This window comes from Paenibacillus plantiphilus (genome assembly GCF_927798095.1).
Taxonomy (GTDB): Bacteria; Bacillota; Bacilli; order Paenibacillales; family Paenibacillaceae; genus Paenibacillus_Z; species Paenibacillus_Z plantiphilus.
This window is the reverse complement of the sequence record NZ_CAKMMF010000001.1, coordinates 243,831-270,783: the sequence shown is the minus strand read 5'-3', so window position 1 is coordinate 270,783 and position 26,953 is coordinate 243,831. Positions and strand designations below refer to the sequence as shown.

24 protein-coding genes are annotated in these 26,953 nt (G+C 51.1%); 21 read left to right on the top strand and 3 right to left on the bottom strand.

What is annotated here, in order from left to right; translation table 11 throughout:
• The first annotated feature begins 46 nt into the window (after positions 1-46).
• From L6H65_RS01145 to L6H65_RS01100, 10 genes are all read left to right on the top strand, one after another.
• Positions 47-1,171, top strand: coding sequence for a P-loop NTPase family protein (locus L6H65_RS01145; RefSeq protein ID WP_236338443.1), 1,125 nt, complete (start codon positions 47-49; stop codon positions 1,169-1,171).
• Entirely contained in the window at positions 1,164-2,399 is a 1,236-nt protein-coding gene (locus tag L6H65_RS01140) for a TadA family conjugal transfer-associated ATPase (RefSeq protein WP_236338442.1), read from the top strand. Before L6H65_RS01145 ends, L6H65_RS01140 begins: the two co-directional genes overlap by 8 nt.
• Complete coding sequence (locus tag L6H65_RS01135) at positions 2,396-3,247, top strand: type II secretion system F family protein (RefSeq protein WP_236338441.1); 852 nt, start codon at positions 2,396-2,398, stop codon at positions 3,245-3,247. The genes L6H65_RS01140 and L6H65_RS01135 overlap by 4 nt, the downstream gene beginning before the upstream one ends.
• Positions 3,248-3,262: 15 nt before the next feature.
• Entirely contained in the window at positions 3,263-4,138 is an 876-nt protein-coding gene (locus tag L6H65_RS01130) for a type II secretion system F family protein (RefSeq protein WP_236338440.1), read from the top strand.
• 112 nt (positions 4,139-4,250) lie between these two features.
• Entirely contained in the window at positions 4,251-4,454 is a 204-nt protein-coding gene (locus L6H65_RS01125) for a Flp1 family type IVb pilin (protein WP_236338439.1), read from the top strand.
• Positions 4,426-5,160, top strand: coding sequence for a TadE/TadG family type IV pilus assembly protein (locus tag L6H65_RS01120; protein ID WP_236338438.1), 735 nt, complete (start codon positions 4,426-4,428; stop codon positions 5,158-5,160). The genes L6H65_RS01125 and L6H65_RS01120 overlap by 29 nt, the downstream gene beginning before the upstream one ends.
• Positions 5,161-5,201: 41 nt before the next feature.
• A complete protein-coding gene (locus tag L6H65_RS01115) occupies positions 5,202-7,433 on the top strand; it encodes a hypothetical protein (RefSeq protein ID WP_236338437.1) in 2,232 nt (743 codons plus the stop codon).
• Positions 7,396-8,379, top strand: coding sequence for a TadE/TadG family type IV pilus assembly protein (locus L6H65_RS01110; protein WP_236338436.1), 984 nt, complete (start codon positions 7,396-7,398; stop codon positions 8,377-8,379). Before L6H65_RS01115 ends, L6H65_RS01110 begins: the two co-directional genes overlap by 38 nt.
• 81 nt (positions 8,380-8,460) lie before the next feature.
• Positions 8,461-8,979: an A24 family peptidase gene (locus L6H65_RS01105; RefSeq protein ID WP_236338435.1), complete on the top strand. Its 519-nt coding sequence runs from the start codon at positions 8,461-8,463 to the stop codon at positions 8,977-8,979.
• A 17-nt stretch (positions 8,980-8,996) separates the two neighbouring features.
• Positions 8,997-10,667 (top strand): DUF6382 domain-containing protein, encoded by a 1,671-nt coding sequence (locus L6H65_RS01100; protein WP_236338434.1) that lies wholly within the window; start codon positions 8,997-8,999, stop codon positions 10,665-10,667.
• An 18-nt stretch (positions 10,668-10,685) separates the two neighbouring features.
• On the opposite strand, the gene L6H65_RS01095 is transcribed toward L6H65_RS01100, so the two are convergent.
• Both L6H65_RS01095 and L6H65_RS01090 read right to left on the bottom strand, forming a co-directional pair.
• Entirely contained in the window at positions 10,686-11,597 is a 912-nt protein-coding gene (locus L6H65_RS01095) for a TIGR01777 family oxidoreductase (RefSeq protein ID WP_236338433.1), read from the bottom strand.
• Positions 11,598-11,718: 121 nt separating this feature from the next.
• Complete coding sequence (locus tag L6H65_RS01090; RefSeq protein WP_236338432.1) at positions 11,719-12,156, bottom strand: DUF2621 family protein; 438 nt, start codon at positions 12,154-12,156, stop codon at positions 11,719-11,721.
• A gap of 266 nt (positions 12,157-12,422) precedes the next feature.
• Here L6H65_RS01090 and L6H65_RS01085 point away from each other — a divergent pair, with 266 nt between their 5' ends.
• The 4 genes from L6H65_RS01085 (at position 12,423) to ppnP (ending at position 17,159) form a co-directional block, all read left to right on the top strand.
• Entirely contained in the window at positions 12,423-13,550 is a 1,128-nt protein-coding gene (locus L6H65_RS01085) for a deoxyribonuclease IV (protein ID WP_236338431.1), read from the top strand.
• A gap of 47 nt (positions 13,551-13,597) precedes the next feature.
• Positions 13,598-14,494 (top strand): formyltetrahydrofolate deformylase, encoded by an 897-nt coding sequence (purU, locus tag L6H65_RS01080; RefSeq protein ID WP_236338430.1) that lies wholly within the window; start codon positions 13,598-13,600, stop codon positions 14,492-14,494.
• A gap of 244 nt (positions 14,495-14,738) precedes the next feature.
• Positions 14,739-16,757 carry a transketolase gene (tkt, locus tag L6H65_RS01075; protein WP_236338429.1) on the top strand — a complete coding sequence of 673 codons (2,019 nt, stop codon included), beginning with the start codon at positions 14,739-14,741 and terminating at the stop codon, positions 16,755-16,757.
• A gap of 81 nt (positions 16,758-16,838) precedes the next feature.
• Positions 16,839-17,159, top strand: a complete 321-nt coding sequence (gene ppnP / locus L6H65_RS01070; protein ID WP_236338427.1) for a pyrimidine/purine nucleoside phosphorylase — start codon at positions 16,839-16,841, stop codon at positions 17,157-17,159.
• Between the two features lie 322 nt (positions 17,160-17,481).
• On the opposite strand, the gene L6H65_RS01060 is transcribed toward ppnP, so the two are convergent.
• Positions 17,482-18,783, bottom strand: coding sequence for an NAD(P)-binding domain-containing protein (locus L6H65_RS01060; protein WP_307728289.1), 1,302 nt, complete (start codon positions 18,781-18,783; stop codon positions 17,482-17,484).
• 311 nt (positions 18,784-19,094) lie between these two features.
• On the opposite strand from L6H65_RS01060, the gene L6H65_RS01055 reads away from it, so the two are divergent.
• The 7 genes from L6H65_RS01055 to L6H65_RS01025 all read left to right on the top strand — a co-directional run bounded on the left by L6H65_RS01055 (position 19,095) and on the right by L6H65_RS01025 (position 26,950).
• Positions 19,095-20,444, top strand: a complete 1,350-nt coding sequence (locus tag L6H65_RS01055; RefSeq protein WP_236338426.1) for a glucose-6-phosphate isomerase — start codon at positions 19,095-19,097, stop codon at positions 20,442-20,444.
• Between the two features lie 51 nt (positions 20,445-20,495).
• The gene (locus L6H65_RS01050; protein WP_236338533.1) at positions 20,496-21,128 is read left to right on the top strand and encodes a YigZ family protein; all 633 of its coding nucleotides are present in this window, start codon (positions 20,496-20,498) and stop codon (positions 21,126-21,128) included.
• 132 nt (positions 21,129-21,260) lie between these two features.
• Positions 21,261-22,853: a helix-turn-helix domain-containing protein gene (locus L6H65_RS01045; protein ID WP_236338424.1), complete on the top strand. Its 1,593-nt coding sequence runs from the start codon at positions 21,261-21,263 to the stop codon at positions 22,851-22,853.
• A gap of 130 nt (positions 22,854-22,983) precedes the next feature.
• Complete coding sequence (locus L6H65_RS01040; protein WP_236338422.1) at positions 22,984-24,009, top strand: ABC transporter substrate-binding protein; 1,026 nt, start codon at positions 22,984-22,986, stop codon at positions 24,007-24,009.
• A gap of 272 nt (positions 24,010-24,281) precedes the next feature.
• Entirely contained in the window at positions 24,282-25,088 is an 807-nt protein-coding gene (gene cysT, locus L6H65_RS01035) for a sulfate ABC transporter permease subunit CysT (RefSeq protein WP_371877614.1), read from the top strand.
• Positions 25,085-25,882, top strand: coding sequence for a sulfate ABC transporter permease subunit (locus L6H65_RS01030; protein WP_236338418.1), 798 nt, complete (start codon positions 25,085-25,087; stop codon positions 25,880-25,882). Before cysT ends, L6H65_RS01030 begins: the two co-directional genes overlap by 4 nt.
• Positions 25,883-25,885: 3 nt before the next feature.
• Positions 25,886-26,950 (top strand): sulfate/molybdate ABC transporter ATP-binding protein, encoded by a 1,065-nt coding sequence (locus tag L6H65_RS01025; RefSeq protein ID WP_236338416.1) that lies wholly within the window; start codon positions 25,886-25,888, stop codon positions 26,948-26,950.
• Positions 26,951-26,953 lie beyond the last annotated feature (3 nt).

Here is a 26,953-nt window from a genome sequence, read left to right as displayed (position 1 = left end):
TGTGTTTTTATTCTCTCGTTTTTGGAAAAGGAGCAGGTGAACCACGATGAGTAAACAGCATTTGATTCTAGCTGTTAAAGAGCCCGAATATGTTGAGCGACTAGCGGCATATATCCGGCATTCTTCATTAGGTGAAAGCTGGCAGTTGACTGCTTTTACTAATCTGTCGGCGTTTCGCAATTATATTGACGCCGGTTATAGCATGGACCTTATTGCGGTTCAGCCTCCCTTTCTTGGAGAGCTGGGCGCTGAAATGGAGGGGGCTCCAATCGCAGTGCTTGTCACCCGTCATGGACAATGTCCGGGTCACAAGGAAGTGCTGCAGTATCAGCCCATCCCACAGCTAATCGGTGCTCTTTCTGCAGCGCAAGCTTCGTACGGGGAGCATAATGGCGGAGACGGACGGCCTTCGGCTGCCGCAGCTGTGGTTGCTGTCTACTCCGCAAGCGGAGGAATTGGCAAGACCGCTGTTGCGCGTCAGATTGCTCAACAAGCTGGAGTTAGGGGGTCGCGGGTTTTTTATCTGAATCTGGAGCAATGGAATGCAGCTTCACTTTGGCTTGGAGATGAGGGAGAGGAGGATTTTGCGCAGATGCTCTATACTTTGCAGGCTCAGCCTGATCGAGCCTCATTGCGATTAACGGAGCTTCGCAAACGGCATGCTGTGATGAAGTTTGATTATTTTGCGCCATGCTCCAATGCAGATGAACGCTTGTCTCTCAACATGGAGCAGGGAGGGTTGCTTCTCTCAACCATTGCGGAATGTGGCGAATATGATGTCGTGGTTGTTGATTTGGACAGCAGGGTGGACCCGCTTCATCGAGCGGTGTTCCAGTACTGCACCCATCTGGTCTGGCTGGTAAGCAAGGATGTCGTTGTACAGAGGAAAACAGAGCTAGCGCTGCGTTATTTGGAACAAAAGTGGGGCCGTTTGTTCCAGGAACTGAAGCGCAAGTTCCGTTTCGTCCAGATGCGGGCGGCATCAATTGACAGCACTGCTACTGCTAATGATCCCTTCCCTATGCGGCTTGATGGCGTCATTCCTGCAGTAGCGGAGCTGGCTGAGGGATTGGCAGGCACTGATGGGGTTGTATCACCCGCATTTCGTGGCGCGGTGGAAGCACTGCTGGATCGATTGGTCATAGCCGAGGGGGGAAGGGGAGATGGGTGAGGAGACTGTACTGCGGCTCAAAGCACAAATTCGCGCAGAACTGGATCTGGACAATGCAATGTCGGATGAGCAATTCATAGAGCGGATTGAGAGAACCGTGTTTCTATGGTGCAGGGACAATCCGATGTCCGCAGGAGACAAGCTGCTGCTTGTGCGTCGTTTATTCCACTCCTTTCGGGGATTGGATTTGCTGCAGCCGTTAATGGAAGATTCTGCAGTGACTGAAATTATGATCAATAGCCATGAGGAGCTGTTCATTGAACGGGCGGGACAAATGAGTCGTTCATCGCTTGCATTCGAGAGCCGTGAACGTCTGGAGGATTTGATTCAGATGGTTGTCGCGGGCGTCAATCGTGTCGTTAATGAGTCTGCGCCAATTGTTGATGCGAGATTAAAGGATGGCTCAAGGGTGCATATTGTGCTGCCGCCTATAGCGCTCAAAGGCCCCACGATGACCATTCGTAAATTTCCAGAGAGTCCGATGCAAATGGAGGACCTGGTCCGATTGGGGGCACTGACAGAAGAAGCAGCCAAGTGGCTGAGGCAGCTTGTTGTCGCCAAATACAACATCTTTATTAGCGGCGGTACTGGATCAGGGAAGACGACCTTTCTGAACGCATTGTCCCAGTTCATTCCTGAGGATGAGCGGCTTGTAACCATTGAAGACTCTGCCGAGCTGCAGATTCGCACAGTACCCAATCTGGTAAGTTTGGAAACTAGAAACGCCAATACGGAGGGAAGGGGAGAAATTTCAATTAGGGAGCTCATTCGCGCATCATTGCGGATGCGTCCGAGCCGAATTGTCGTTGGCGAGGTGCGCGGGGGCGAAGCGATCGATATGCTGCAGGCGATGAACACTGGGCATGATGGAAGCTTGTCCACCGGCCACGCCAATAGTGCTCGGGATATGATGGCACGGCTGGAGACGATGGTGCTAAGCGGGGCGGAGCTGCCGATAGCGGTTATTCGACAGCAGATTGGGTCGGCAATTGATATTATCGTTCATTTGTCACGACTGCGAGACCGTTCCAGGCGGGTAACGGAAATTTGCGAGATTGCTGGTGTGAAGAATGGAGAGGTTGTACTTGAATCCCTATACCGGTTTGAAGAAGAGGGCGAGCGCGATGGTCGAGTTATTGGAAGTCTGAAGCCGACAGGCCGCTTGCTGCAGCATACCTGGAAATTGCAAATGGCGGGAATACGATTTCCAGAGGTGGAGGGGGCATGAAGATACAGAGGAAGGTGAAAAATCGGGGAGCTGGCGGATGGTTGAAATGGCTTGGCTGGCCGGAGTCAAGTCAGAACGAGGGAAGCAAAGGACAGCGAACGGCGCAGTTGCCGCAATATACGGTCTATCAGCTCAGCAGGAATCAATTTATGCTGGCAGCAGCAGCAGGCTGCGGGATCGTCTTCATTGCAGCCTATCTGTTCTATCGATCCGTTCCTGTTGCGCTCATACTTGCTATGGCGGGCGCTCTCGCTCCACGGTTGCATCGCAAGTCGCTTCTCTCAAGAAGGCGGATGAGATTAACGCTGCAGTTCAAGGAAGCGCTGTATTCCATCACATCATCTTTGGCTGCTGGCCGCTCGGTAGAAAATGCGGTTGTGACATCGATAGATGATCTTAGACTGCTGTACCCAGATCCGACGACAGAGATTATTACGGAATTCGAAATTATTCGTTCTCGAATGGCATATGGAGAGCCTTTGGAGCATGCGCTTATCGATTTCAGCGATCGGGCAAACATGGATGATATTGCACAGTTCGTGGATGTGTTTGTCACCTGTAAACGGTCCGGCGGCGATCTGGTGGAAGTCATTCGCCGGACTTCGCAGACAATCGGGGAGAAGCTTGATGTGCAGCAGGAGATTGCAGTTATGATTGCCCAGAAGCGGTTCGAATCGCGAATTATGATGGCAGTGCCATTTGTATTTCTTGCTTTTCTCAGCTTCGCAGCACCTGATTATATGACCCCGCTGTACAGCGGCATGGGCTATGCCATGCTTACGGTGTCGATGATTCTTCTTGGTGTTTGTTATGGGTTCATGATCAAAATTATGAATATTCGAATGTAAGGAGGATGGCCCCTTATGGGTATCGCAGTGGGCTCGATCTTGGCGGTTGTATGGGTTTTATTGATCATGATGGATGGACGCAACAGCACGCGCGGCAGTCCCAGAGACAGCTCGCGGGCAGAAGAAGAATGGAAGAGACGGTTTATGATGCAGCCCTTCCGTCTGCTCATAGAGAGGAGTGGACTGCAGGATCGGTTTCAGCCGTTTGTATCTGGCTTGCACGCTAAACTGCTCGTTCTGAATGGAGCAAGCTGGAGTGTTGAATCGACCAGGCAATTTATCGCTTCCATAATTGGTTTTGGCTATGCAGCTATGGCTGGAGGCGCTTGGCTGAGCGTATTAAGTGGTGAAGATTCGCTGCTGTGGCTGGCCGTGCTTATTGGAATGATCATTCCTGTAGCAAAGTGGCGTGATATCAGGAGTAAGGTTGAGAGAAGGAGACAGGACATTTTGCTGATCCTGCCAGAGGTGCTCAGCAAGCTTATGCTGCTTCTGGGCGCTGGCGAAACTGTGCAGCGGGCATTAATCCGTTGTACCGAGCGTTCGCATGACAGCGGGACAAGCCCGTTGTCGAATGAGCTGCGGAAAGCGAATGAAGCGATTCGCAATGGAGAATCCTTCGGTGCTGCAATGGAAGCATTCAGCAGAAGATGTGCCGTACAAGAGGTATCGTTATTCACGACAACGCTGCTTCTGAACTACCGGCGAGGAGGCGATCGGCTGGTGCTGTCACTCAGGGAGCTTTCTTATACGCTTTGGGAGAAAAGAAAGTCGGTCGCCCGATCCCGGGGAGAAGAGGCATCGTCCAAGCTTGTTTTTCCATTGGTCGGCGTATTCCTGATATTGATGGTGCTTGTCGCCACGCCAGCTATTCTATTGATGGGCGGCTAGCCATGTGATGGACTGCCGCGATGCAACGCCACACAGCGCGCTGTGTTATAGACAGAGAGAGGACAGAGTTATTATCAATTTACAATACAGCTACATCAAAGGAGAGATTGAAATGAAGAACATGAAGATGAAGAAGAAATGGGCGAAAGGAGCCAGGACCTTCTGGCGTTCGGAGGCTGGTATTGGAACACTGGAGATTGTTCTTATTCTTGCCGTACTCATTATTCTAGCATTGGTTTTCAAAAAATGGCTGATCATATTAGCAAATAAGCTAATGGGCAAAGTAGATGTTGAAGCAGATAAAATTTTCAGTTGAGCTCCGTTCCAGGCTAAGGAGCGATGAAGGCAGCATAACTATTGAATCGTCAATGGTTATGCCGGCTGTGTTCTTCACTCTAATGATTATGCTTCTATTCAGCATGTATGTGTACCAGAAGGTTGTCATCTACCATACCGCGTCTATTTCGGCAGAACGCGCTGCTTTTCGTTGGGACAACAGCTATCGTGATGCTGCAAGCGGCATGGGAATAACCGGACAATACGACGGCCTGTACTGGCGAATGTCTGATGACGGCGCGCTGCATTCGTTGTTCGGTTTAGGCAGCGATAATGAGAACGGGGAGATGGTCGTTTCTGTCGGCAGCTCTGGCAGCTCTGGCTCTGGCAGTTCTGAGATAGAAGAAGACGGGGCAAGCGCGGTTTCACTTCCTAAGGTGAAGATGAGCAGCATTGCTGGGCGAATACCGAGTTTTTACGAAGGGCAGATGAAGTATGCGCATGGCTTCGTAGAGAAGCGAGTAGAAGTGAAGCTGCGAAAGCCGATGACCATCTTGCCGCTGGAATGGATGTTAGGACATTCTGAACCTGCGGGGCGCAGCTCGGCTGCAGTTGTTGATCCCGTTGAGTTTATTCGCAATGTTGATCTTGTCCGCTACTATACGGCGAAATTCGGCCAAGGGACTAGCGGAGGTCCAAAGCGAGCACAAGCTGCACAGATTTTACAAGAACGAAAAGTTAAATAATTGTAATGAGCGCATTGCCTGGAGGGAGGTATCCAAGAAGCTTGAGATGGAATGAATGTGATAGGAAGAGGGGGGCTCGCTTATTCGCAATGGACCAGCGCGGCTCGGTTTCTGTATTTCTTATTATCGCAACATCGGGAATTCTTTTATTCACGACGCTGCTTATTGACTATGCAAGAATTGCGGCATTCAACAAACAGATTGAGCTGGCTGCTCAATCAGGGGCACGCTCAGCGCTCTCCGCTTATGATGGCATGCTGTATGACCGCTACGGATTATTTGCCGCCGGCGGTACTAGCCGCAGTGAATTATTCGCCCGTACTGCGAAGGGCAATTGGCGCCCTGATTCGGACGAGTCTTTCCCTTTGCTGCGCATACAGTATCGTTCATCGCATGTGAACAGCTATGAAGTGCTGGGTGCTTATCCGGTGTTTAAGAGACAAGTGCTTGAAGAGATGAAGTATAAGGCTCCCATTGATTTCACTATGGAGGTGGCGGCGAGGTTTGCTCCGGTTTCTATTGCGATGAAGGAAGCGTCAGCCACGGTGAAGCTGTTGGAGGAAGTAAGAGAACGATACGATAAACGAGAAAAGCACTTGCAAACCGTGCTTGACTTGCAGCGGCAGTCGGCTGATCGGGCTCTCAGTGGAATTGCAGAGCTAATTCCGGTTCAGCTTGTCGATGCTGTCAGCGGCAGTACTGCGGCGAGCATCGCAGACGGCTATTCCGCTTATGTAAGCTGGTGCGAACAGGACGCGCATCTTGAGGAAAAAGAAAAGCCGCAATATACAGAGGATATCTCTAACTATGAGAATACAGCTCGATCAGTGTCAGGTGATTTGCGCAAAGAGAGCATGCATGCAATGCGTCGTCATCAAGAGCTGGAGAGTAAGGCGCTAAAGGAGCTCGCTGAGGCCGAGCGGTTGAACACGGAGATGAAGGCCGTTATCGAGCGCATAAAGCAGGAGAACCAGAACACTGGCTTTGATCGGGTGAATGGAAGTAAACATGCGGCCGGAACACCTTCAACAGTTACTTCGACCGATACTGCGCAGCTTCGAGAGGCTGGGCAGTCTGCTGAAGAGCTTCTGCTTGCACCGGACTGGTTTGTGAAATATAAGGGGGAGCTTACCTTGCAAACAACGATGTTCGCCTCCTTTGATTCCGAAACATCGGGATTCCAATCGAATGTAACGGCTGCACTTTCCAATCATGGCTCGTCAGCTCTTCTTATTGAAGGAGCTGCTCAACTGCGCATCGCATTTGAGCAGTATGCGCAGAAATTTATTCAACCGGGCTCGGTTCTGGATTTGCGCATGCAAGAAATGAATGAGAGACAGTCCGCTGATGGCGAACGCAAGAAACAAGAAGCAGCCGCCGAGTCCAAATTGGGAGAGGTTCGCAAAATGATGCATGGGATTACATCCATTCCGCAAATGGGGGAGCATCAGGAAATGTTTGATCAAGTGAAGGAGAAGCTCCATTCCAATCTGCAATTCAACGGGCTGGCAGAAGCTTCAGGTTCAGCGGCAGCAGGCTGGGATGATGATCCCAACGATGCGGCCGTTAGCTCTATGTCATCGATGGAAACTATTTTCTCAGGCATGGCGGATTCTATGGAGGGGATTCGAGACTCGCTTTATTTGAATGAATATATCATTCATCGCTTTGCTTCTTTTCCGCCGCAGAAGCTTGGAGCTGTAATGAGGAACGAGGGACATGAAGAGTTCTCGAACGCGTTGAGCCTGAACAATCAAGAGGTGGAGTATATTCTTTACGGCTTTCATTCACCGGCTGGCAATATTGCGGCTGCCTATGGTGAAATATTCGCTGTCAGGCTCGCAATTCGGACTATGGAAGGCTTGATTGCATGCCGTTCATTAGGACATCCGCTGCTTGTGCTGGCAGGCGCGCTGCTCTACGGTCTGGAACAGTCGATTGCCGATATGGTCTTGTTAAGTCAGAAGGGCTCGATACCGCTTTCTAAATATGTCGATATTGAGCTGACTTATGCGGATTATTTGCGCATTTTCTTATTGCTGCACGGGAGCAGCGATGAGAGAATGTCACGGACAATTGCTGTCATAGAACAGAATACTGGAATGACGCTGTCAAAAACCTCAACAGGTATTACTGGGGAGCTTACAGCTTCTGTGAATCTTTGGTTTCTCCCGGGTCTTATGAGAAGCTTCACGAATTTCGGAATATTGAATGGAAGGGTAAAGGGCAACCGATATGAGACGACAAAGACAATCGGATGGTCATACGGTTAACAAAAGAAACGAAGAAGGAAGCATAGCAGTGGAAGCTTCTCTTGTAATGCCGGTCGTGCTCATGGTCATTATTTTATTTGTCTGTTTAATCCGATTGTCAGCCGTTCAAATGGCTCTTCATGGGGCAGTCTCACAAACGGTCAGGCAGGCTGCGGCTAATATTAAACCGATTGAGCTGGCGATTCAGCAAGCCTCGGGGTATATGCCCCCTCAATTGGGGGGATTGGGAGTGCCTTTAATGGAGGCGATGCCGGAAATCAGGTCTGTTGCTGCGACGCTCGCGGGCTGGCTGCCGTCACCAGCGGGGCCGCTCATGTCAGAAGCATTGAATGGCAATTGGAAACCTCTGGAGGATGTCGCTGCTACATCTATTGGCCGCACGGTTGTAGAACCACTGCTGCGTCATGAAGCTGATAAAGAGGTACTGGATGTTTCCGAGCTAAAGCTGAGCAAGCTTTCCCTGCCGGATTTACAGGAGAAGGCGGAGCCGTATATTCGCATTGAAGCCGAATACACGTTCAAGCTGGGACTTCCATTCACGAAGCGTTCTATTGTTCTAAGAGAACAGGCAGAGGAGCGGGTGTGGGTCAGCGATGCTGCTCCAGCTCCTAGAGGCAGCGGGGCTGAGAGTGGGACGGAATCCACCAGGGCGAATATACAGATCGTATCCATTGAGCCGAACCCGCTCCGGCCGGGAAAAAAAGCGACGATCGTTGTTCAAAGTGATCCGAACCGCAAGCTTTCATTGGGGGTCAGCTATAAGAGCGGTCAGAGCGTTGCGAGAAATTTGGGGGATGCGACAGCGGATGGCGAAGGCGCCGTGAAGTGGTCCTGGCTTGTCTCGGGCAACACGACGCCGGGTGTTTGGGAGTTGATCATAACCGCCGATGATGGAACCAAAGTAGCCAGACATTTTGTTGTTGAAAGTTCTGGCAATAGAGATTAGGCTTCGCGATTCGATGCTGTAATGCGCGTGAATAGGCTGACTTTTGCTACTGACCAATATCTTCAGAAAGGAGGGAATTGTATGGCAATGACGATACCCTATGGCGCTACCGCTGTGCTGCTGCTGCTTGCTCTCATTAATGATCTGAAATCGATGCGCATTCCAAATTGGTTGACGGTCTCGTTCTTTACAGCTGGCTGCTGCTATCAGCTAGCTGCAAACGGCTTGGAGGGGGGATGGTTTTCACTGCTGGGCGTATTCGCAGGTTTTGTGCCGCTTATGGTTCTTTATTTATTCAATGGCATAGGAGCTGGAGATGTGAAGCTGTTTGTCGCGCTCGGTGCATGGATTGGAATGACAGCCGTTATCCAAGTGCTTATTTATGCCATTCTATATGGGGGAGCGGTAGGAGTGGTTTTGTTATTGTTCCACAGACCATTCGGGAGACGTCTCCTGACAGGAGTAATAGCCTTTATTGTGCCTGGCTTCCTTAGTCAGCGCGAACTGCTGCATTCATGGACGAAGGATGGCTTGCGCTTTCCTTTCATGATTGTAGTCGTTCCCGCAGCATTGACTACATGGTGGCTGACAGATGTATAGCGAAAGGAGGATTCAGGATGGCTATAGAAGCGTATCGGATCGATTTCTCGATGAATCGGGGACATGAGATGGTCATTGATCGGCCGTCTGGCATATTGCGCGAAGAACTGGATGAGGTGGAGATCGGGATGCTGCAGGGGCAGCGTATCCCTAAGCTGCTCCGTCCCCAATGGGTTGATATTGATGGCTCGGTAACATTTCGTTATTTGCTTTCTGGCAAAAGGATGCTCTCACATCGATTGCAGCTTGTACCGCTCAAGATGATTGACTTCTATGCGCTCCTCCTTGCTGTTGTAGAAGCAATCGATGACTGTCAGCACTATATGCTGCGTGCAGAGGGGTTTCTGCTGCATGAACAATATATGTTTGTTGGTGAACAATGGGAGGATATCGGTCTGGTGTACATTCCACTGAAACATGCAGGAGCTGGACCTTCCGCAAGCGAAGCGGTCATTGCGATGGCTGTGCGATGGATCGGCTATGTCGAACAGCCCGATGGACTGGGCTTGCAGCACATCTTCCAGCATTTAAGGGAAGACCGTGTATCATGGAACGGGTTGCGGCAAGCGCTGCTGTCTCTATTAAGTTTATCCAATAATTATTCAGCAAGTAGCTCGCCGGCAGCTTCGAAGTCTCTGTCTCCAGACATGATTTCTAAGGATGCTCAACAAAAAATTGCTGAGCAGGACTCGCTGCTCTCGGAGAAGCGCAAACGGGTGGCGCTTATCTCATTGCGCAATGATGCCAAACAAGCAGCTAGCGGGCAGTCTGTGGAAGCGGCTGCTAATCTTTCGGAGGAAGGACCGCGCAAATTAGCGGACGAGGATATGCCCGAATTGCAGGATGTTGAGGAGACCTCGGCAGGAGTTGGCTCATTAAAGGTGAAAAAGCTTAGCATCGCTGGTTTTGTCGTTGTAATGGCGCTAATCTGGCGGTTTATTTACATGGCTGCGCCGACGAATGTCAGCTTGCTTATTAGCGCGGGTCTGACTCTGATATCATCCGCCGGATTGTTTTTGCTGTGGCGAAGGATTACGAATGGTCATGAATTCGAGAATGAGGAAGAGGATGACAGCAATTGGATGGAGGAAGGGCTCGCACTGGACTCTACATGGCTGAATAAAGGTCATCGTGCTGCCAACTTGCATAATGAGCTGAATAAAGGGCAGAATGCTGCCATCATCAATAATGCTGCTATCATCAATAAGGAGCAGCACAAATGGGAGCCTGTTAAGGAGGAGAATGGACAACGCATCTCTGATCGATGGAGGTCTGGTGAAGTGGCAATGGAGTCGGCTAATATCAGTGCTCCTCCGAGAAGACAGCAGGATGCGACGGTGCTGCTTGGCAGACAATTGAAGGGTAATTATTCCGCGAGCAATGTCGTCCCTTGGCTGGCAAGAGAATCAGGCGGAACGACGGAAAGAGTTGTTCTTGAGCAACGTGTTATTATTGGACGTTCTGCAGAGGGTACAACCTATGTAGACAATGCGCCTGGTGTATCGAGGGCGCATCTGGAGCTGGTTGACGAGAACGGTGCCTGGATTGTAAAGGATGTAGGCTCCAGAAACGGCAGCACGATTAATGGCGAGGCGATGATTCCTTACAAAACCTACAGTTTAAATAATGGAGATGTACTGCAGCTGGCGGGTGACAAGGGCCCGAAATATGAATTTCGGGCCGGGTAAGGCAAGCGAGCGTGTAAGTTATGCATGTCGTTGTCGTCCGACGAGTTGTTGCGTTGCCTTGTCAATCGTCGGATATTGGAATTGAAATCCGCTCTGCAGCGCCTGGCGCGGGATGACTCGCTGCCCATCCAGCAGCAGAGTGGACAATTCCCCGAAGATGACTTTCATCAGAAATGCAGGAACAGGAAACCAGTGTGGTCTGCCCATAGCTGCTGCCACGGCTTTGCCAAAGGCATCATTGGGGACAGGATTCGGTGTTGAAGCGTTGATTGGGCCGGATATATTAGTATTATCGAGGCAGAACATGATGAGCGCTATCATATCTTCAATATGAATCCATGAGATCCATTGCCGCCCGCTGCCGACCTTGCCGCCCGCGAATAAACGGTATGGCATCGCCATTTTTGGGAATGCGCCTCCTTTGGCTGCAAGCACGAGACTAACCCGCAGCTTCACAAGCCGTGGTACTGCGATACGATCAGCCGCTTCTTCCCATTGCTCAACTACAGAGGACAGAAAGTCATTAACCGTCGCCGGACTATTCTCTTCAAAAATATGGTTTTCTGAAGTCCCGTAGATGGAAATGCCCGATGCGTTCACGACCACTTCCGGCTTGCGATTCAAAGCGGCGACAATCCGCCCGATCTTCTGAGCAGCCTCAATCCGCGACAACAGTATGCGCTGCTTGGCAGCCGCTGTCCATCGCTGATTAATGGACTCTCCGGCCAAATTCACGATGGCATCTACCCCTTCCAGCAGGTCAGGAGCAGTTTCCAGCTCTGCCCAGTTCAAGCTGCGCAGGTGCGAATGCTGTGCAGGGGCGGAAGCCGACGTCCTGGAGATGATCCATACTTCATCCCCTCGGCTAAGAAGCGCTTTCACCAGTGCAGAGCCAATAAATCCTGTTCCTCCTGCAACTGCGATTTTCATTTATACTCCCCCCTGCAAAGTATGCTCTATTCCTTCGATTGCGGTCTGCGGATAGCTGCATCATGTCTTCCCCATCATTATATGGGTTCGCAAGGAGAGAGCCGCCTGTTCAGGCGGCGCATTATTTGTTAAGCAAGTGCTTGTAAGGGGAATAATCAATTCCTTGCTTGTCAAGAAAGCTAATAAGACTGCGGTAATCACGCTTGGGAGTGGCACGAATATATCCTTCAATGCAATGGTTCCTGAGCACCTCGGTTGATCCGCTTTCGACAGCGACTTGTGCGATTTTGGCAGCAATGGAATGCTTCGCTATATCGCGGAAGGCGCCGGGAACCGGAGAAACGAGCTGGTCGAGGAAGCTTTTGGAATCCTCAGGCCACATGCCGCGGCTGCGCTCCACCCAGTAATTCTGCCAATCGAGCTTTGACTTGCCATCGCGCATGGGAAGCACCTTGAGAAATTTGCGGAACATAAAATAACCGCCGATCGCCATAAAGCCAAGCATAACAAACGCCCAAAACATTATAAAATACATAACCCAATCCGGTATATTGTCCATTACGATGCTTCACCTCTCAATAAGGATTATACCTTATTCACGGCTCTCTGTAAGGCCGCTGAAAAATATTCACCAAACTGCCACTCAAAAAATTGATTTCATTATAAGCTACGAAGCTAGTGACTCGCAACATGTACCAGAAGAGGCATTGTTGTTAAACCTAGATTTATTTCGGCATACCCTGTAAAATAGGGGGGACAAGCTATAAATGAAGGCCTTCAGCATGAGGGCAGAAGGCAATTTGTGAGGGGAGCGAGAACAATCATATGTTGAAGATCGGATCGCATGTATCTTTTTCCGACAAAGGTTTGTTAACTGCAGCTAAGGAAGCTGTTTCTTACGGTTCCAGCTCATTCATGATTTATACCGGTGCACCGCAAAACACCCGGCGCAAGCCGATTGAGGATTTATACATTGAAGAAGGCAAGGCAGCTATGAAGGAAGCAGGAATCGACGAGATCGTCGTGCATGCGCCTTATATCGTTAATCTTGGCTCATACAAGGAAGATACGTTTGAGCTGGCGGTACGCTTTCTTCAGGAAGAGATTCGCCGGACGGACAAAATCGGCGTTCGCAATATTGTGCTGCATCCTGGCGCTTACACGGATAAGGATGCTGAATTTGGCATCGCCCGTATTGCAGAAGGGCTGAATGAGGTGCTGGAAGGCACGAAGGAAACGAATGTCAACATTGCACTTGAGACGATGGCTGGCAAAGGGACGGAGATCGGCCGCAGCTTTGAAGAAATCGCGCAAATCATCGACAAGGTGAGAGACAACAGCCGGTTGACTGTTTGTATGGATACCTGCCATATGCATGATGCTGGTTATGATCTTGTAAATGATCTTGACGGCGTGCTTGCCGGATTTGACCGCATTGTCGGTCTCGATCGTGTAGCGGTCGTTCATGTCAATGACAGCAAGAATCCGCGCGGAGCGGGCAAGGACCGTCATGCTCCTGTTGGAGCAGGCTGGCTGGGACATGAAGCGATTCGCAATATTGTGCATCATGACGGCTTGAAGAATCGACCGTTTATTCTTGAGACGCCTTGGATCGGCCAAATTGACAAGAAACAGCGTCCGATGTATGAAGCGGAGATCGCTTTGCTACGCGGAGATGCCATGTCACGTTTCGGCGGAGAGTTTTTCGACCAAGTGGAGCAGCTGCATCATTTTTTCCATAAACAGGATATCGATCCTCGTGCTTATGTGCTGGCGACTTGGGATGTGCTCAAGAATGATGCCAAGGCGAAAAAAGCCGATCCGCGAGAGCCAATGGACCGATTGTATGACCTGGTGGTAGAGCATCGCATCCTTCCTGAATTGTCGGAAGAAGCAGTCAATCAACGAATAACGGCTTGGTTTGCGGGCAAATCGCTGCTCGTTAATGCGTAAAGCACTAGCAACAGCATGAATAGTAGAGGAAGGAAGTCAGCAGCCTAATGACGAACACGTATCAACACAAGCCTGCACAGCAACCGGATAAACGGAATCGAGCGAAAATGCTGATTTCTTGTCCGGACCGTCCGGGAATTGTCGCATCGGTATCGCATTTTCTGTATGAGCATGGAGCGAATATTGTTCAATCGGATCAATATTCGATGGACCCTGGGGGCGGGATGTTCTTCATCCGTTTCGAATTTGATTTGAATGATCTGGACACAGAGCTGCCTGTCCTGCAGGAGGATTTTGTCCGTGTGGCGGATCGGTTCGAGATGAAATGGCATACGTTCCGCGCCAGCCGCAAGAAACGTCTTGCTGTATTTGTATCCAAGGAGGATCATTGCTTGCTTGAACTGCTCTGGCAGTGGCAGGCTGGCGATCTGGAGGCCGATATTGCGATGGTCATCAGCAATCATCCTGATATGCGGGGACTGGTGGAATCATTCGGCATCCCCTACCACCATATTCCGGTGACTGCTGAAACGAAAGCGGAGGCTGAGAAGCAGCAGCTGGAGGTCGTCTCTGATAAGGCGGATCTCATCGTGCTGGCACGTTATATGCAAATTATTTCGCCCAAGTTCATTGAGCAATTCCCTAATCGGATCATAAATATTCACCATTCCTTTCTTCCTGCATTTGTAGGCGGCAAGCCATATGCGCAGGCCTATCAGCGCGGTGTGAAAATCATAGGCGCAACTGCGCATTATGTAACGGAGGAGCTTGATGGCGGTCCGATCATTGAGCAGGATGTTCAGCGGGTTAGCCACCGTGATAACGTGGACAATCTGAAGCGCATTGGCCGAACGATCGAGCGTGTTGTGCTGGCGCGCGCTGTGAAATGGCATATAGAGGACCGCGTGCTGGTGCATCAGAATAAAACGGTTGTATTCAATTAAACATACAGCTGTCATCTTTAATGAAAGAATGGGAATTATAGGCTAAGTCGCGGCTCTGCGCGGCTTGGCTTTTTTCATTGAACTGCACTTTAAGGATGGAAAAGGCTGACGCGTAATGGTACAATGTTTCACAGCTAGTGCGTGAAAAACGCGCAAATAAAAATAGAAAAACAGTAAACGGAAGCAAACCTTACGTTTCTTGACGTTGATTTGCTCCGCAAAATGTTCTGGGAGGAATTACGCAATGACAGTTACACAGAAGTCTATCGACCAGCTTTCCATTGATACGATCCGCACACTCGCAATTGATGCGATCGAAAAGGCTAATTCCGGACACCCTGGTATGCCGATGGGCGCTGCGCCGATGGGCTATCAATTGTTCGCGAAGAGCATGAATCATAATCCGTCGAATCCGAGCTGGATTAACCGCGACCGTTTCGTTCTGTCTGCTGGTCATGGCTCGATGCTGCTCTACAGCCTGCTACATTTGTCCGGCTATGATCTGCCGCTGGAGGAGATCAAGAACTTCCGTCAGTGGGGCTCCAAGACACCTGGTCATCCAGAGTTTGGTCATACTGCCGGCGTTGATGCTACTACTGGACCGCTTGGTCAAGGCGTAGCGATGGCTGTAGGTATGGCGCTTGCAGAAACCCAGCTTGGCGCGACTTACAATAAAGAAGGCTACAATGTTGTCGATCACTTTACGTACGCGATTTGCGGCGACGGCGATCTGATGGAGGGCGTAGCAAGCGAAGCGGCTTCCCTCGCAGCTCATCTGAAGCTTGGCAAATTGGTTGTCTTGTACGATTCCAATGATATCTCGCTTGACGGCGAATTGAATTTGTCGTTCTCTGAGAATGTTCAAGGACGCTTCGAAGCCTATGGCTGGCAAGTCATCCGCGTTGAGGATGGCAATGATCTGAACGCTATTGCAGCAGCGGTTGCAGCGGCTCAAGCTGATACAAGCAAGCCGACGCTGATTGAAGTGAAGACGGTTATCGGCTACGGCAGCCCGAACAAGGGCGGCAAAGGCGGACATGCAGGTCCTCACGGATCGCCGCTTGGCGCTGAAGAGACGAAGCTGACGAAGCAATTCTATGCGTGGAGCGAGGAAGAGGCATTCCACGTACCGGCTGAGGTTCGTTCGCACTTTGCAGAAGTGAAAGCCAGTGGCGAGCAAGCCAACGCAGCTTGGGACAAGCTGTTTGCAGCTTACAAAGACGCTCACCCTGAGCTTGCAGCTCAATTCGAGACAGCTATCAGCGGTAAGCTGCCGCAAGGCTGGGACAATGATTTGCCTACCTACAGCAATGAAGACAAGGCGGTATCGACGCGTGTCGCTTCAGGAAATGCACTGAACGGACTTGCGAAGAATGTGCCGAACCTCGTAGGCGGCTCTGCCGATCTTGAGAGCTCGACCATGACTCATCTGAAAGGCTTGCCGGTCTATAAGGCGGGCAACTATGACGGACGCAACATCTACTTCGGCGTTCGTGAATTCGCAATGGCGGCAGCAATGAACGGTATTGGGCTTCATGGCGGTTTGAAAGTGTACGGAGCAACCTTCTTCGTATTCACCGACTACCTCCGTCCGGCAGTGCGTTTGTCCGCTCTGATGAAGCTTCCGGTTGTATATGTGCTGACGCATGACAGTATTGCTGTCGGCGAAGACGGACCTACACATGAGCCGATCGAGCAGCTTGCTTCGCTTCGCATCATTCCAGATCTGACGGTCATCCGTCCTGCGGATGCCAATGAAACGTCAGCGGCATGGGCATATGCATTGGAGAATGGCAGCAAGCCAGTTGCGCTGGTTCTGACTCGCCAGAATCTGCCGATTTTGAAAGATACGAATGTGAATGCGCGCGAAGGAATCACGAAGGGTGCATACGTCGTATCCGAAGCAGCTAGCGGCAAACCGCAAGCGCAAATTATTGCGACCGGCTCTGAAGTGCAGCTGGCCGTTGAAGCGCAGCGAGCGCTTGCAGCGGAAGGCATTGAAGTGCGTGTAATCAGCATGCCGAGCTGGGATTTGTTCGAGGCGCAGCCGCAATCCTATAAGGATTCCGTCCTGCTTCCAGATGTTAAGGCACGTCTTGCAATCGAGATGGGATCGCCATTCGGTTGGGAGCGTTATGTAGGGGACAAAGGCGCTATCCTTGGCATCAACACCTTCGGCGCATCGGCTCCAGGCGGCAAGGTTATTGAAGAGTATGGCTTCACAGTTAACAATGTTGTCAGCAAAGTGAAGGCTCTGCTGTAAGCATCATCATATAAGCGGGGCTAGCCGCATTATTTGCAGCTGGCCCTGCACCATTTTAACTATAAGGAGATTACAAGAACGATGTCCCAACAATTCGAGAATGTAACAGTCGTGAAAAAAGCCAATATTTATTTTGATGGAAAAGTAACGAGCCGTACGGTTGTATTCGCTGACGGAACGAAAAAAACGCTCGGAATTATGATGCCGGGCGAGTATGAATTCGGCACAGACGTGAAGGAAATAATGGAAATTGCTGCAGGCGATTTGAAGGTGCTTTTGCCAGGCGAATCCGAGTGGATTACGATCTCCGGTCAAGGCGAGTTTATCGTTCCTGCCAACGCGAAGTTCAAGCTTCAAGTGGAGACCGTTACGGATTATTGCTGTTCTTACATCGCTGAATAGTTGCAGACAGGGAGTCAGAGTTCCTGCTATATTCAAACTACTGTGAGCGCAATTGCAAAAATACAGTTGTTCCCTCGATTCGATGATCGAACAGCGGAAACAACTGTATTTTTGCGCCAATTTCTCAAAACGCGCCCATCGCAGCAGCTGCCTCAAATTGGTCACGGATGATGTGTTCTGCAGCAGCTGCCTGGAATTTGAGCGGGCGGGGAGAAAGAGAGCAGCTTCGGCGACGACTGCGCAAATGAAAGGAGGGTTGTCTCATGAGTAGAAATCTACTTATGGGACAAACCTCCTTTCTTTTTCATTTCCTGCTCGTCTTCTATTCGATCTTGCTCTGTCTATTAATATAATCCTCCAGCAGCAAGCGCTGATAGGGGGCTAATCCAGCAAGCAGGCAGCCGTATCGGAATGCGCCATCGATCGTTTCGATGCGAATGATGCGGCCCATGACAGGCGGAAGGCCAGCGTCCTTGGGAAACTGAATGTGAATGAACATATCGCGCTCAAGCGGTGAGGCGGATGAAATTTGCAGGCCGCTGTCGGAAAGATCGCATAAGATACCGTCAATCGGTTGGCCGGTGAAAGAACCTTCCTGCTCCCATTGGTATACCGATAATACGAGCGGGATATGAAGCTTGAGCCGGCCGCTTCGCCTGCGGTCACTCTGATTATCATCCTGAGTAGTATGGCCAGCTCCATCAAGTGCTAATGCTGCTGCTGTTTCGTTATTGCTGTGCGATGTGATAGGCTTGCCAATCCATTGCTCGTAGCAGTATGCCAGGGCAGAGAGATCCAGATCGCCTACTCCCATCGATTCACTGGCCTGGAACACGCTTTTGACTGCTTCAAGGACAGGGGTTGGAGTCTTGAGATTGTCGGAGAGGACGGAGGATAACCGCAGGTCCTTCAACATAAGCGACAGGGAGAATTGCACGCTGAAATCACGCTCCAGCAGCTTGGGCGCTTTCATCTCGGTGAATCTGCTCGCAGCCCCGCCAGAGCCAACGAGTTCAAGGAAGGCCGCAGCATCTATGCCGCCGCTTGCTGCAATCGTCATACCCTCAATTAAGGCGGCGGCATTAATGCCGACCACTGTATTATGCGCAAGCTTAGCAGTTGCTCCGCTCCCGCTTGGCCCCATATGAATAATTTTGCGTCCCATAGCGAGCAATACTTCCTGTGATCGTTCCATAACAGCGGGATCCCCGCCAACCATGAATACAAGCGTGCCGTTCTCTGCTGCTGGCTTGCTTCCTGTGACAGGAGCATCGAGGAAATCAGCGAATCGTGCAGCGGTATCCCCGGCAATTTCGCGCGCGAGCGAAGGAGAGATTGTACTGCTGTCTATAATAATAGAACCTGGCATCAGTTCACTGAGAAGACCATTCTGTCCATAATAGACTTCGCGAATGGCATCGTCGTTGCTGATCATCGTTATGACAAGCTCCGCTGCTCGCGCAACGGCCGCTGGAGTTTCGGCGTTATCTGCGCCTAATTCAATAAGTTCCTCTGCTTTGCCGGGTGTGCGATTGTAAATTGTGACCTGATAGCCCTTGCGAAGCAAATTTGCAGCCATCGGAGCTCCCATGACGCCAAGCCCGATAAATCCGATTCGGTTCATTCGATACATCTCCTTGTTTCCGATTTATATTTCACTTGCTTTATCATAACACAGCATCCTTGCAGTTTAGTGACCATTCCAAGTCTATCCCTGTCATTGCCTTGTTTTTGTGTCGGAAATCCATTATCCTAATGCTAGGTAAAAAAAGGACAGTCTATGGGGACTTGCATGAGCCGCTACAGCATCAGCGAGAAAGTCTCTGAGCAATGCAAGGCGTACATATATGCAACGAGGCTCTGCTTGTCCTGTCTGCTCGCGAGGTATTCTGGCACAAGCAGCGCTAAAAATTTTTCGGGAGGTTTCACATCATTATGAGTAAAGCCGTAAAGTTTGATTACAGCAAGGCGTTGACATTTGTAGGGCAGCACGAGATCGATTATTTGACGGACCAGGTTCGTCTGGCTCATGATCAGCTGCACAATGGAACGGGTGCGGGATCTGATTATCTGGGCTGGATCGATCTGCCGACTAATTATGACAAGGAAGAATTCTCGCGTATCCAGAAGTCCGCAGCGAAGATTCAATCCGACTCCGAAGTGCTGGTCGTCATCGGCATTGGCGGCTCCTATCTCGGAGCGCGCGCGGCAATTGAAATGCTGTCGCATTCCTTCTATAACATTCAAACCAAGGAACAGCGCAAGACGCCGCAAGTGCTGTTCGCAGGCAACAATATAAGCTCGACATATGTTACGCATCTGCTGCAGGTGCTGGAAGGCCGCGATTGGTCGATTAATGTGATTTCCAAATCCGGCACGACGACCGAGCCGGCTATTGCATTCCGCGTATTCCGTGAAGCGCTGGAAGCCAAATACGGCCAAGCCGAAGCACGCAAACGCATCTATGCGACAACAGACCGCGCAAGAGGGGCGCTTAAGAAGCTCGCAACGGAAGAGGGCTATGAGTCCTTCGTCATTCCGGATGATGTAGGCGGACGTTATTCCGTTCTTACAGCTGTGGGACTGCTGCCGATCGCTGCTGCCGGCATCGACATTGAGGCGATGATGAAGGGCGCTGCTGACGCATCAAAGGAATACAGCAACCCTAATCTGGCTGAGAACGAAAGCTACCAATATGCTGCTGCCCGGAACGCGCTCTACCGCAAAGGCAAGACGACGGAAATTCTCGTTAACTACGAGCCGGCATTGCACTTTGTTTCGGAATGGTGGAAGCAGTTGTACGGAGAGAGCGAAGGCAAGGATTTCAAAGGCATTTTCCCTGCTGCAGTCGATTTCTCGACGGATCTGCACTCCATGGGTCAGTTCATCCAGGAGGGCAACCGCAATATTTTTGAAACGGTCATTCAGGTGAACAACGTTGCCGAGCAAATCGTTATTGGACATAACGAGGGCGATCTTGACGGCCTGAACTTCCTCACTGGCAAAACGATGGATTTCGTGAACAAAAAAGCATTCGAAGGCACGCTGCTTGCGCATACGGACGGTCAAGTGCCGAATTTTATCGTTAACATTGCTGATATGACACCCTATACGTTCGGCTATCTCGTCTATTTCTTCGAGAAGGCTTGCGGCATCAGCGGCTATCTGCTGGGCGTGAATCCATTCGATCAACCGGGTGTGGAGGCTTACAAGACGAATATGTTCGCTTTGCTCGGCAAACCTGGCTTCGAGAAGGAGAAGGCGGAGCTGGAAGCTCGTCTTTAATCGGCTAGCCGTATAACGGCGGTATAAATCTCCTCCTGAGGAGCATGCATGATGCTGGATAAATATCGCACATTGCGACAGATGGCGAGCAAGGAAATCATCATCAAGAAATCCCGATTTATTGGATATGGCAAACCTGTTGAATCCGAAGCGGAAGCGGTCGCTTTCATTGAAGAGATCAAGAAGCAGCATTGGAATGCGACCCATAACTGCTCGGCTTATATGGTAGGCGAGCGTGACGAATTCCAGAAGCAGTCGGATGACGGAGAACCGAGCGGCACAGCGGGCAAGCCCATCCTTGAGGTCATCAAGCATCAGGGACTCAAAAATGTCGTCATCGTTGTCACGCGTTATTTCGGCGGCATTATGCTGGGAGCGGGCGGATTGATCCGGGCGTATACGGACGGGGCGGTTGCCGCCATTGAAGCGGCGGAGCCAGTCCAGTACACGCTTCACCGCGAAATCATCGTAGATGTCGATTATACGTGGTACGGGAAGCTGGAAAATGAGCTTCATGCCCGGGGCGTCAAGGTGGGCGAGACGAATTTCACCGACAGGGTCATTCTTACTTGCCTGCCCGAAGCGCCGGACGCGGAACGGTTCGTCGCCTGGATGACGGATGTAACCCAGGGCCAAGCCATCATTACGGCAGGCGAGACGAAGTATGAGATGGAAGCGGAATAGTGTCGGGTAAGGCCAGCCGAATTTGGGGCTGGCCTTTTTGCTGCTGCCGCAGCGGGTTATTTTACACGGGCAGCAGGTGATTGGTATGATTGAAGCAGAGATTCGAGACTTGACGGAGCAAGGTGAGCAGATATGGGAAGATATCTTTATTCATACAGAGCGGCGCAGCAATTGAATATTCTCGCGGATGATCCGGGCTTCAGACTGTGGACGGAGACGTATATGCTGATTGCCGTTACCGGAGGCAAGGGAGAGGTGCATATCGATGGCAGGGAATGGCTGGCGCAGCGGGACAGCCTGTTTATGTGCAATCCGGACAGAATGCTGGAAATCAAAGCAGTTCCCAAGCATGATCTGGTGCTTCATCTTGTTCATTTTCACATTCTGGAGGAAGACTCGCCTTCAGGCGAGCCTATGCTGTACCGCGAGAGGAGAACGTCCTGGCAGCCGGACGGACCGCTGGACAAGCCCTCCCCCACTTACCGGATCATAATGATAATGAAGGAATTGACGAAGCTGATGGAGAGCGCTGATGACGGCGGGGAAATCGGGATGAACATGCGGCTGCATGAAATTTTGCAGCTCATGATAAGCGGCGGGAAGCCGGGGGGAGAGAGCGGCCAGCCTAATGAGCGGATACAGGCAGCGGTCGATTATATGCAGCAAAATTACAAGGAGGAAATTACGAGGGAGTCTATCGCCGCGATGACGGGATTTCACCCTCGCTTCTTCTCCTCGCTGTTCCGCAAGGAAACAGGCTTCGGCTTCTCTGAATATTTGACGAACCTCCGCATCAACAAGGCGAAGGAGCAGCTTCTTCTAAGCAGAGGCCGAACCTTGAACGACATTGCCCGTGATGTAGGCTATTCCAATGGCCTGTACTTGAGCAGGAAGTTCAAGCAGGTTGTAGGAGTTGCGCCTTCCGCATACGGAGGGCAGCCTAAACGGATTGTCGTCTACGATTGGGTCGGCAATCTGCTGGCGCTTGGCATCAAGCCTGTAGGGGCCTCATTTCCCTATGGGCTGGACAGCCTGAAGCTCTTGAAGGACGAGCTGGAGGGAATACCTGATATTGGCCGCACATCGGTTAATTCGATGCTGGAGCTGGAGCCGGAGCTGATTATTGCCTCGGACTGGCTGTATCCGCAATTAATTAAAGGAATGCAGAAGGTTGCTCCGACTTTGGTCGTTCAATACGGCGATCCGTTCGAGCGCTTCAAGGATCTGGCGGAAATTCTCGACAGGCAGGAGGAGGCGAGGGCGTTCATCTCGCGTTATGAGGAACAGGCTATGCGGGCGAAGGAGCTGATCGCTGAAGCGGTCTCGCTGGAGGAGACGGTGGCCCTCTACGAAATCGGCAATGGATGCATTTGGATTCTCAATGAGTTCCATGGCAGAGGCGGCTACAATCTGTACCGATCATTGGGTCTGACTCCTCCGGCCATTATTCAGGAGCATGTGCTGGGCAGAGGAAGGGTGCGGTCGCTGCCGCTGGAGAAGCTGCCTGACTATGCGGCCGATCATATGATCGTGAGCGTCTCCTCGGCAGTGCAGGACCGGGCAGAGACGGAGCGGCTGCTGGCGCATGAGGTGTGGAAGCAGATTCCGGCGTACCGCAACAATCGCATATACCGGGTGGATAAGCAGCTTTTTTATCCATTCGATGTGTATTCGCTGAGCAAGCAGCTGGAAATTCAGACGAAGCTGTTTCTGTCCCGCAAGTAGGCGCTTCCCGGCATATGTCCATTTTGTGCATGAAAGGAATGACTTTAAGGCATAGACAATTACCCGCAGCCTGATAAAATGATAATAGATAATGATAATCATTATCACTATATTAGGAGGGTCATAAACGATGCTTTTTTCAAAACAAACATTAAAGCTGGGCGTAGTCATGATTGCGCTCACGCTCATTCTTGCCGCATGCGGGGGAAACCAGTCCAATAATGGAGGCTCGGGAGCAGGCTCGGCCAACGGCAACGGAGACAACAAGCCGAAGCAGGAAGCCGGCAGCAATCAAACGGAAGCTCCGAAAACCAAAATATACAAAGCGGAAAACGGCGATATCGAGGTTCCTGTCAATCCCGAGCGGATCGTCGCCATTACATTTCTCGGCGATTTGCTGGCGCTTGGCGTAACGCCGGTGGGCGCAGGCTCGATTGCGCTGGATAATTCCGTGCTGCTCAAGGAGGAGCTTAGCGGCGTAACCAGTGTCGGCGACGTATCCGTGGAGGCGGTTATGGACCTTGAGCCTGACCTTATTATCGTGCCGAGCTATCTTCCAGGGGAGACGGTCGAGCAGCTTGTGAAGATTGCGCCTACGGTGGCTATTCCTTGGTTCGGCTTTACCGGAACAGATCCGCTGGATCAGGTGAAGACGATTGGTGGTCTGATCGGCAAGGAAGCGGAAGCCGAGGCCTTTATTGCACGGTATAAGGAAAAAGCGGCCGAAGCGAAAGCACGGATAGCCGGGGCGATCGGGCCGGACGAAACGGTCGGCAGCTATTCCATCTGGGCGAAGAGCTTCTGGGTATTGCCCAAAGGAAGAGATGCCGGATACAATTTGCTGGAGATGTTCGGGCTGACTCCGCAGGCCAAAGTGAATGAAGAGGTCATAGCAACCGGAGAGGGCAAGGATATCTCGCTGGAGGTGGTGCCGGAATATGCGGCTGACCATATGTTCGTCACCGTGTACGAGCCGGACGGCGGCAGTGAGCGGGCCAAGGAAATTATGGAGGGCTCGTTGTGGAACAACCTTGATGCGGTCAAAAACAACCATGTCTATATGCTGGATATGACCGAGTTCTGGATGAATGACGGGCTTAATCTGGAAAAGCAGCTCGATATACTGGTGGATATTATTTTGGCGCAGAACAAATAAGAGAACGGCAAATGATGCTGGCGGACATTTCCTATTGATGGGGAATGTCCGTTTTATGTTGCTGAATCTGTCTGCGGACTTCTGGACGGCCGTTCTTGCATTCTCACCGACGCCCCTTCTTCAAAAGTTCAAATAGATGTCATTATTTTTTCTTATGACAAGGATTGACTAGACAGGCTGTTATCTGCTACATTATCAATACCGAGTAAATTAATAGGAATTAGCGCGATTCCATGAGGAAAGCGTCAGGGGGTAACTAGGCTTTGAATCTTATGCTGCGGAGCAAGTGGTGGAGCTTCGGATTCCGTACCACGATCATGCTTTATTTTATTGTACTTATCGTATTGCCTATTATCGGAATTTATACCCAATCGTTCTCGCTTGGTTGGCAGCCATTCTGGGACAGTGTCACTGATCCTCTTGCATGGAATTCGGTGCTGCTGACGATCAAGCTGTCGGTTATTGCCACCGTTATTAATGTGCTGCTGGGCACAATGATTGGCTGGGTTCTCGTTCGCTACCGGTTTCCGGGACGGCGCCTGCTTAACAGTCTTGTAGATTTGCCATTCGCACTGCCGACTGCTGTCGGCGGGTTAATGATATTGCTGCTGCTTGGACCGAACAGCTTCGTCGGCGATATTGCCGCGAGATTCGGTATTGAGATTGTGTTTCACGAGCCGGCGATTGTCATCGCTATGCTGTTCGTCACCTTTCCCTTCGTCATTCGCGCCATCCAGCCGCTGCTGGAGGAGCTCGACAAGTCTGAGGAGGAGGCGGCCTACACGCTGGGCGCTTCGGCATCGCGAACGTTCATGCAGGTCATATTCCCAACGATCCTGCCAGGAATTCTGAGCGGGGCGATGCTCGCATTCTCGCGGGCGCTTGCAGAATTCGGCGCGGTTGTTCTTGTAGCGGGCAACATACCGGGCAAGACGCTGATTGCTTCCGTCTATATTTTTGGCGAAATCGAAAGTGACAATCCGCAAGGCGCGGCGGCAGTATCGGTACTGCTGCTCACCCTCTCGTTCTTCATTCTATGGGTCGTCAACCTCATTCAATCGAGGAGGTTGGACAAATGAAGAAGCTGTGGATTACACTTACGTACCTTGTCTTTATCATTCTATTGATCATTCCGATTATCAAAATATTCACCGGCGCATGGGAAGAGGGCTGGGACGGCTTCGTCGAAGCGTTATCCCGCAAGCAATCGCTGCACGCCCTCATGATGACCGGCATTATCGTCGTCGTCGTAACGGCAATTAATACCGTGTTCGGCGTTATGCTGGCACTTTACCTCGTCCGTGCGGGCTGGATCGGCAAGCGGATGAAGCAGTTTATGAACAGTCTCGTTGATTTGCCGTTCGCGGTATCGCCGGTTATCGGCGGACTGATGATCGTTCTGCTGCTGGGACCGAGCTCTATTATGGGCGCGTTCTTCGAGGATATCGGATTTAAGGTGGTTTATGCGCTGCCGGGCATGATTCTGGCGACGTTGTTCGTTACATTCCCGCTGATGGTCCGCGAGGTTATGCCCGTGCTGCAGGAGATTGGCTCTCAGCAGGAGGAAGCGGCGTCAACCTTGGGCGCATATTCCTGGTATACCTTCTGGCATGTTACTTGGCCTTCGATTCGCTGGGGCGTTATATACGGGGTCGTGCTTACGGTCGCCCGTTCGCTTGGAGAATTTGGAGCCGTCCTCGTCGTTTCGGGCAATATAATGAATAAGACACAGACAGCGACAACGCTAGTCTATCAGGATGTAGAGAACTTCAACGTGATCGCGGCGAACAGCATTGCACTTGTGCTGGCGGCCTTCTCGGTCGGTTTGCTGCTTCTTATGGAATGGGCGAAAAAGAGAAAGGAAGTGCATTAAACGATGCATATCGAGGTGCGCGGATTAAAAAAGCAATTCGGTGATTTTCAGGCTGTTAATGATGTCAGTTTCGAGATAGAGAAGGGTCACCTTATCGGTCTGCTGGGACCGAGCGGCGGCGGCAAAACATCCATTCTGCGCATGCTGGCAGGGCTGGAATCTCCGAGCTCAGGCGATATTATTTTTCATGGCAAAAGAGTGAATGATCTGCCTCCGCAGGAGAGAGGGATCGGCTTCGTCTTCCAGAACTATGCGCTGTTCAAGCATATGACGGTCTATGACAACGTCTCCTTCGGCCTTAAAGTAAAGGGGCAATCGAAGGAGTTTATCCGCGAACGGGTCATGTCCCTGGTTGAGCTGACGGGTCTCAAGGGCTTCGAGCATCGCTACCCGCATCAATTGTCCGGCGGACAGCGGCAGCGTGTCGCCTTCGCGCGCGCGCTTGCGCCGGAGCCGCAGCTGCTGCTGCTCGATGAGCCGTTCGCGGCGATTGACGCGAAGATTCGTACAGAGCTTCGTACTTGGCTGAAGGATATGATCGAGCGCGTCGGAATTACCTCGATCTTCGTTACCCATGACCAGGAAGAAGCCATCGAGGTAGCGGATGAGATTATGATTATTAACAAGGGCCGTCTGGAGCAGAAGGGATCACCTTGGGAAATATACAAAAATCCGCAGACGCAGTTTGTTGCAAGCTTCATCGGCGAATCTACGATCGTTGAGAACATCGAGCGGCTGAAGGGCTTTGAGGAAGCGGCCAATTGGCCTGGAACACAGGCGCTGATCCGGCCTGAGTATATTGAGATCGGGAAGCTAAGCGAGTTCCGTCTGCCATCGGCGACGTTTCAGGGTACAGTGAAGCACTTGCATTTCCGAGGCAGCGAATGGATGGTTGAGGTACAGGTTGGCGATATCAAGCTGATTACTTACCGGTCCCTGGAGAAGGATGTGCTTCAGCCTGGCGATGAAGTAACGGTGCTCATTCATCGCGCTTATCTGTTCAATGATAGCGATACGTGGATTATGGAGAATAGGCTGAAGGTAGATCCGATGCCTATCCATATTTAATTT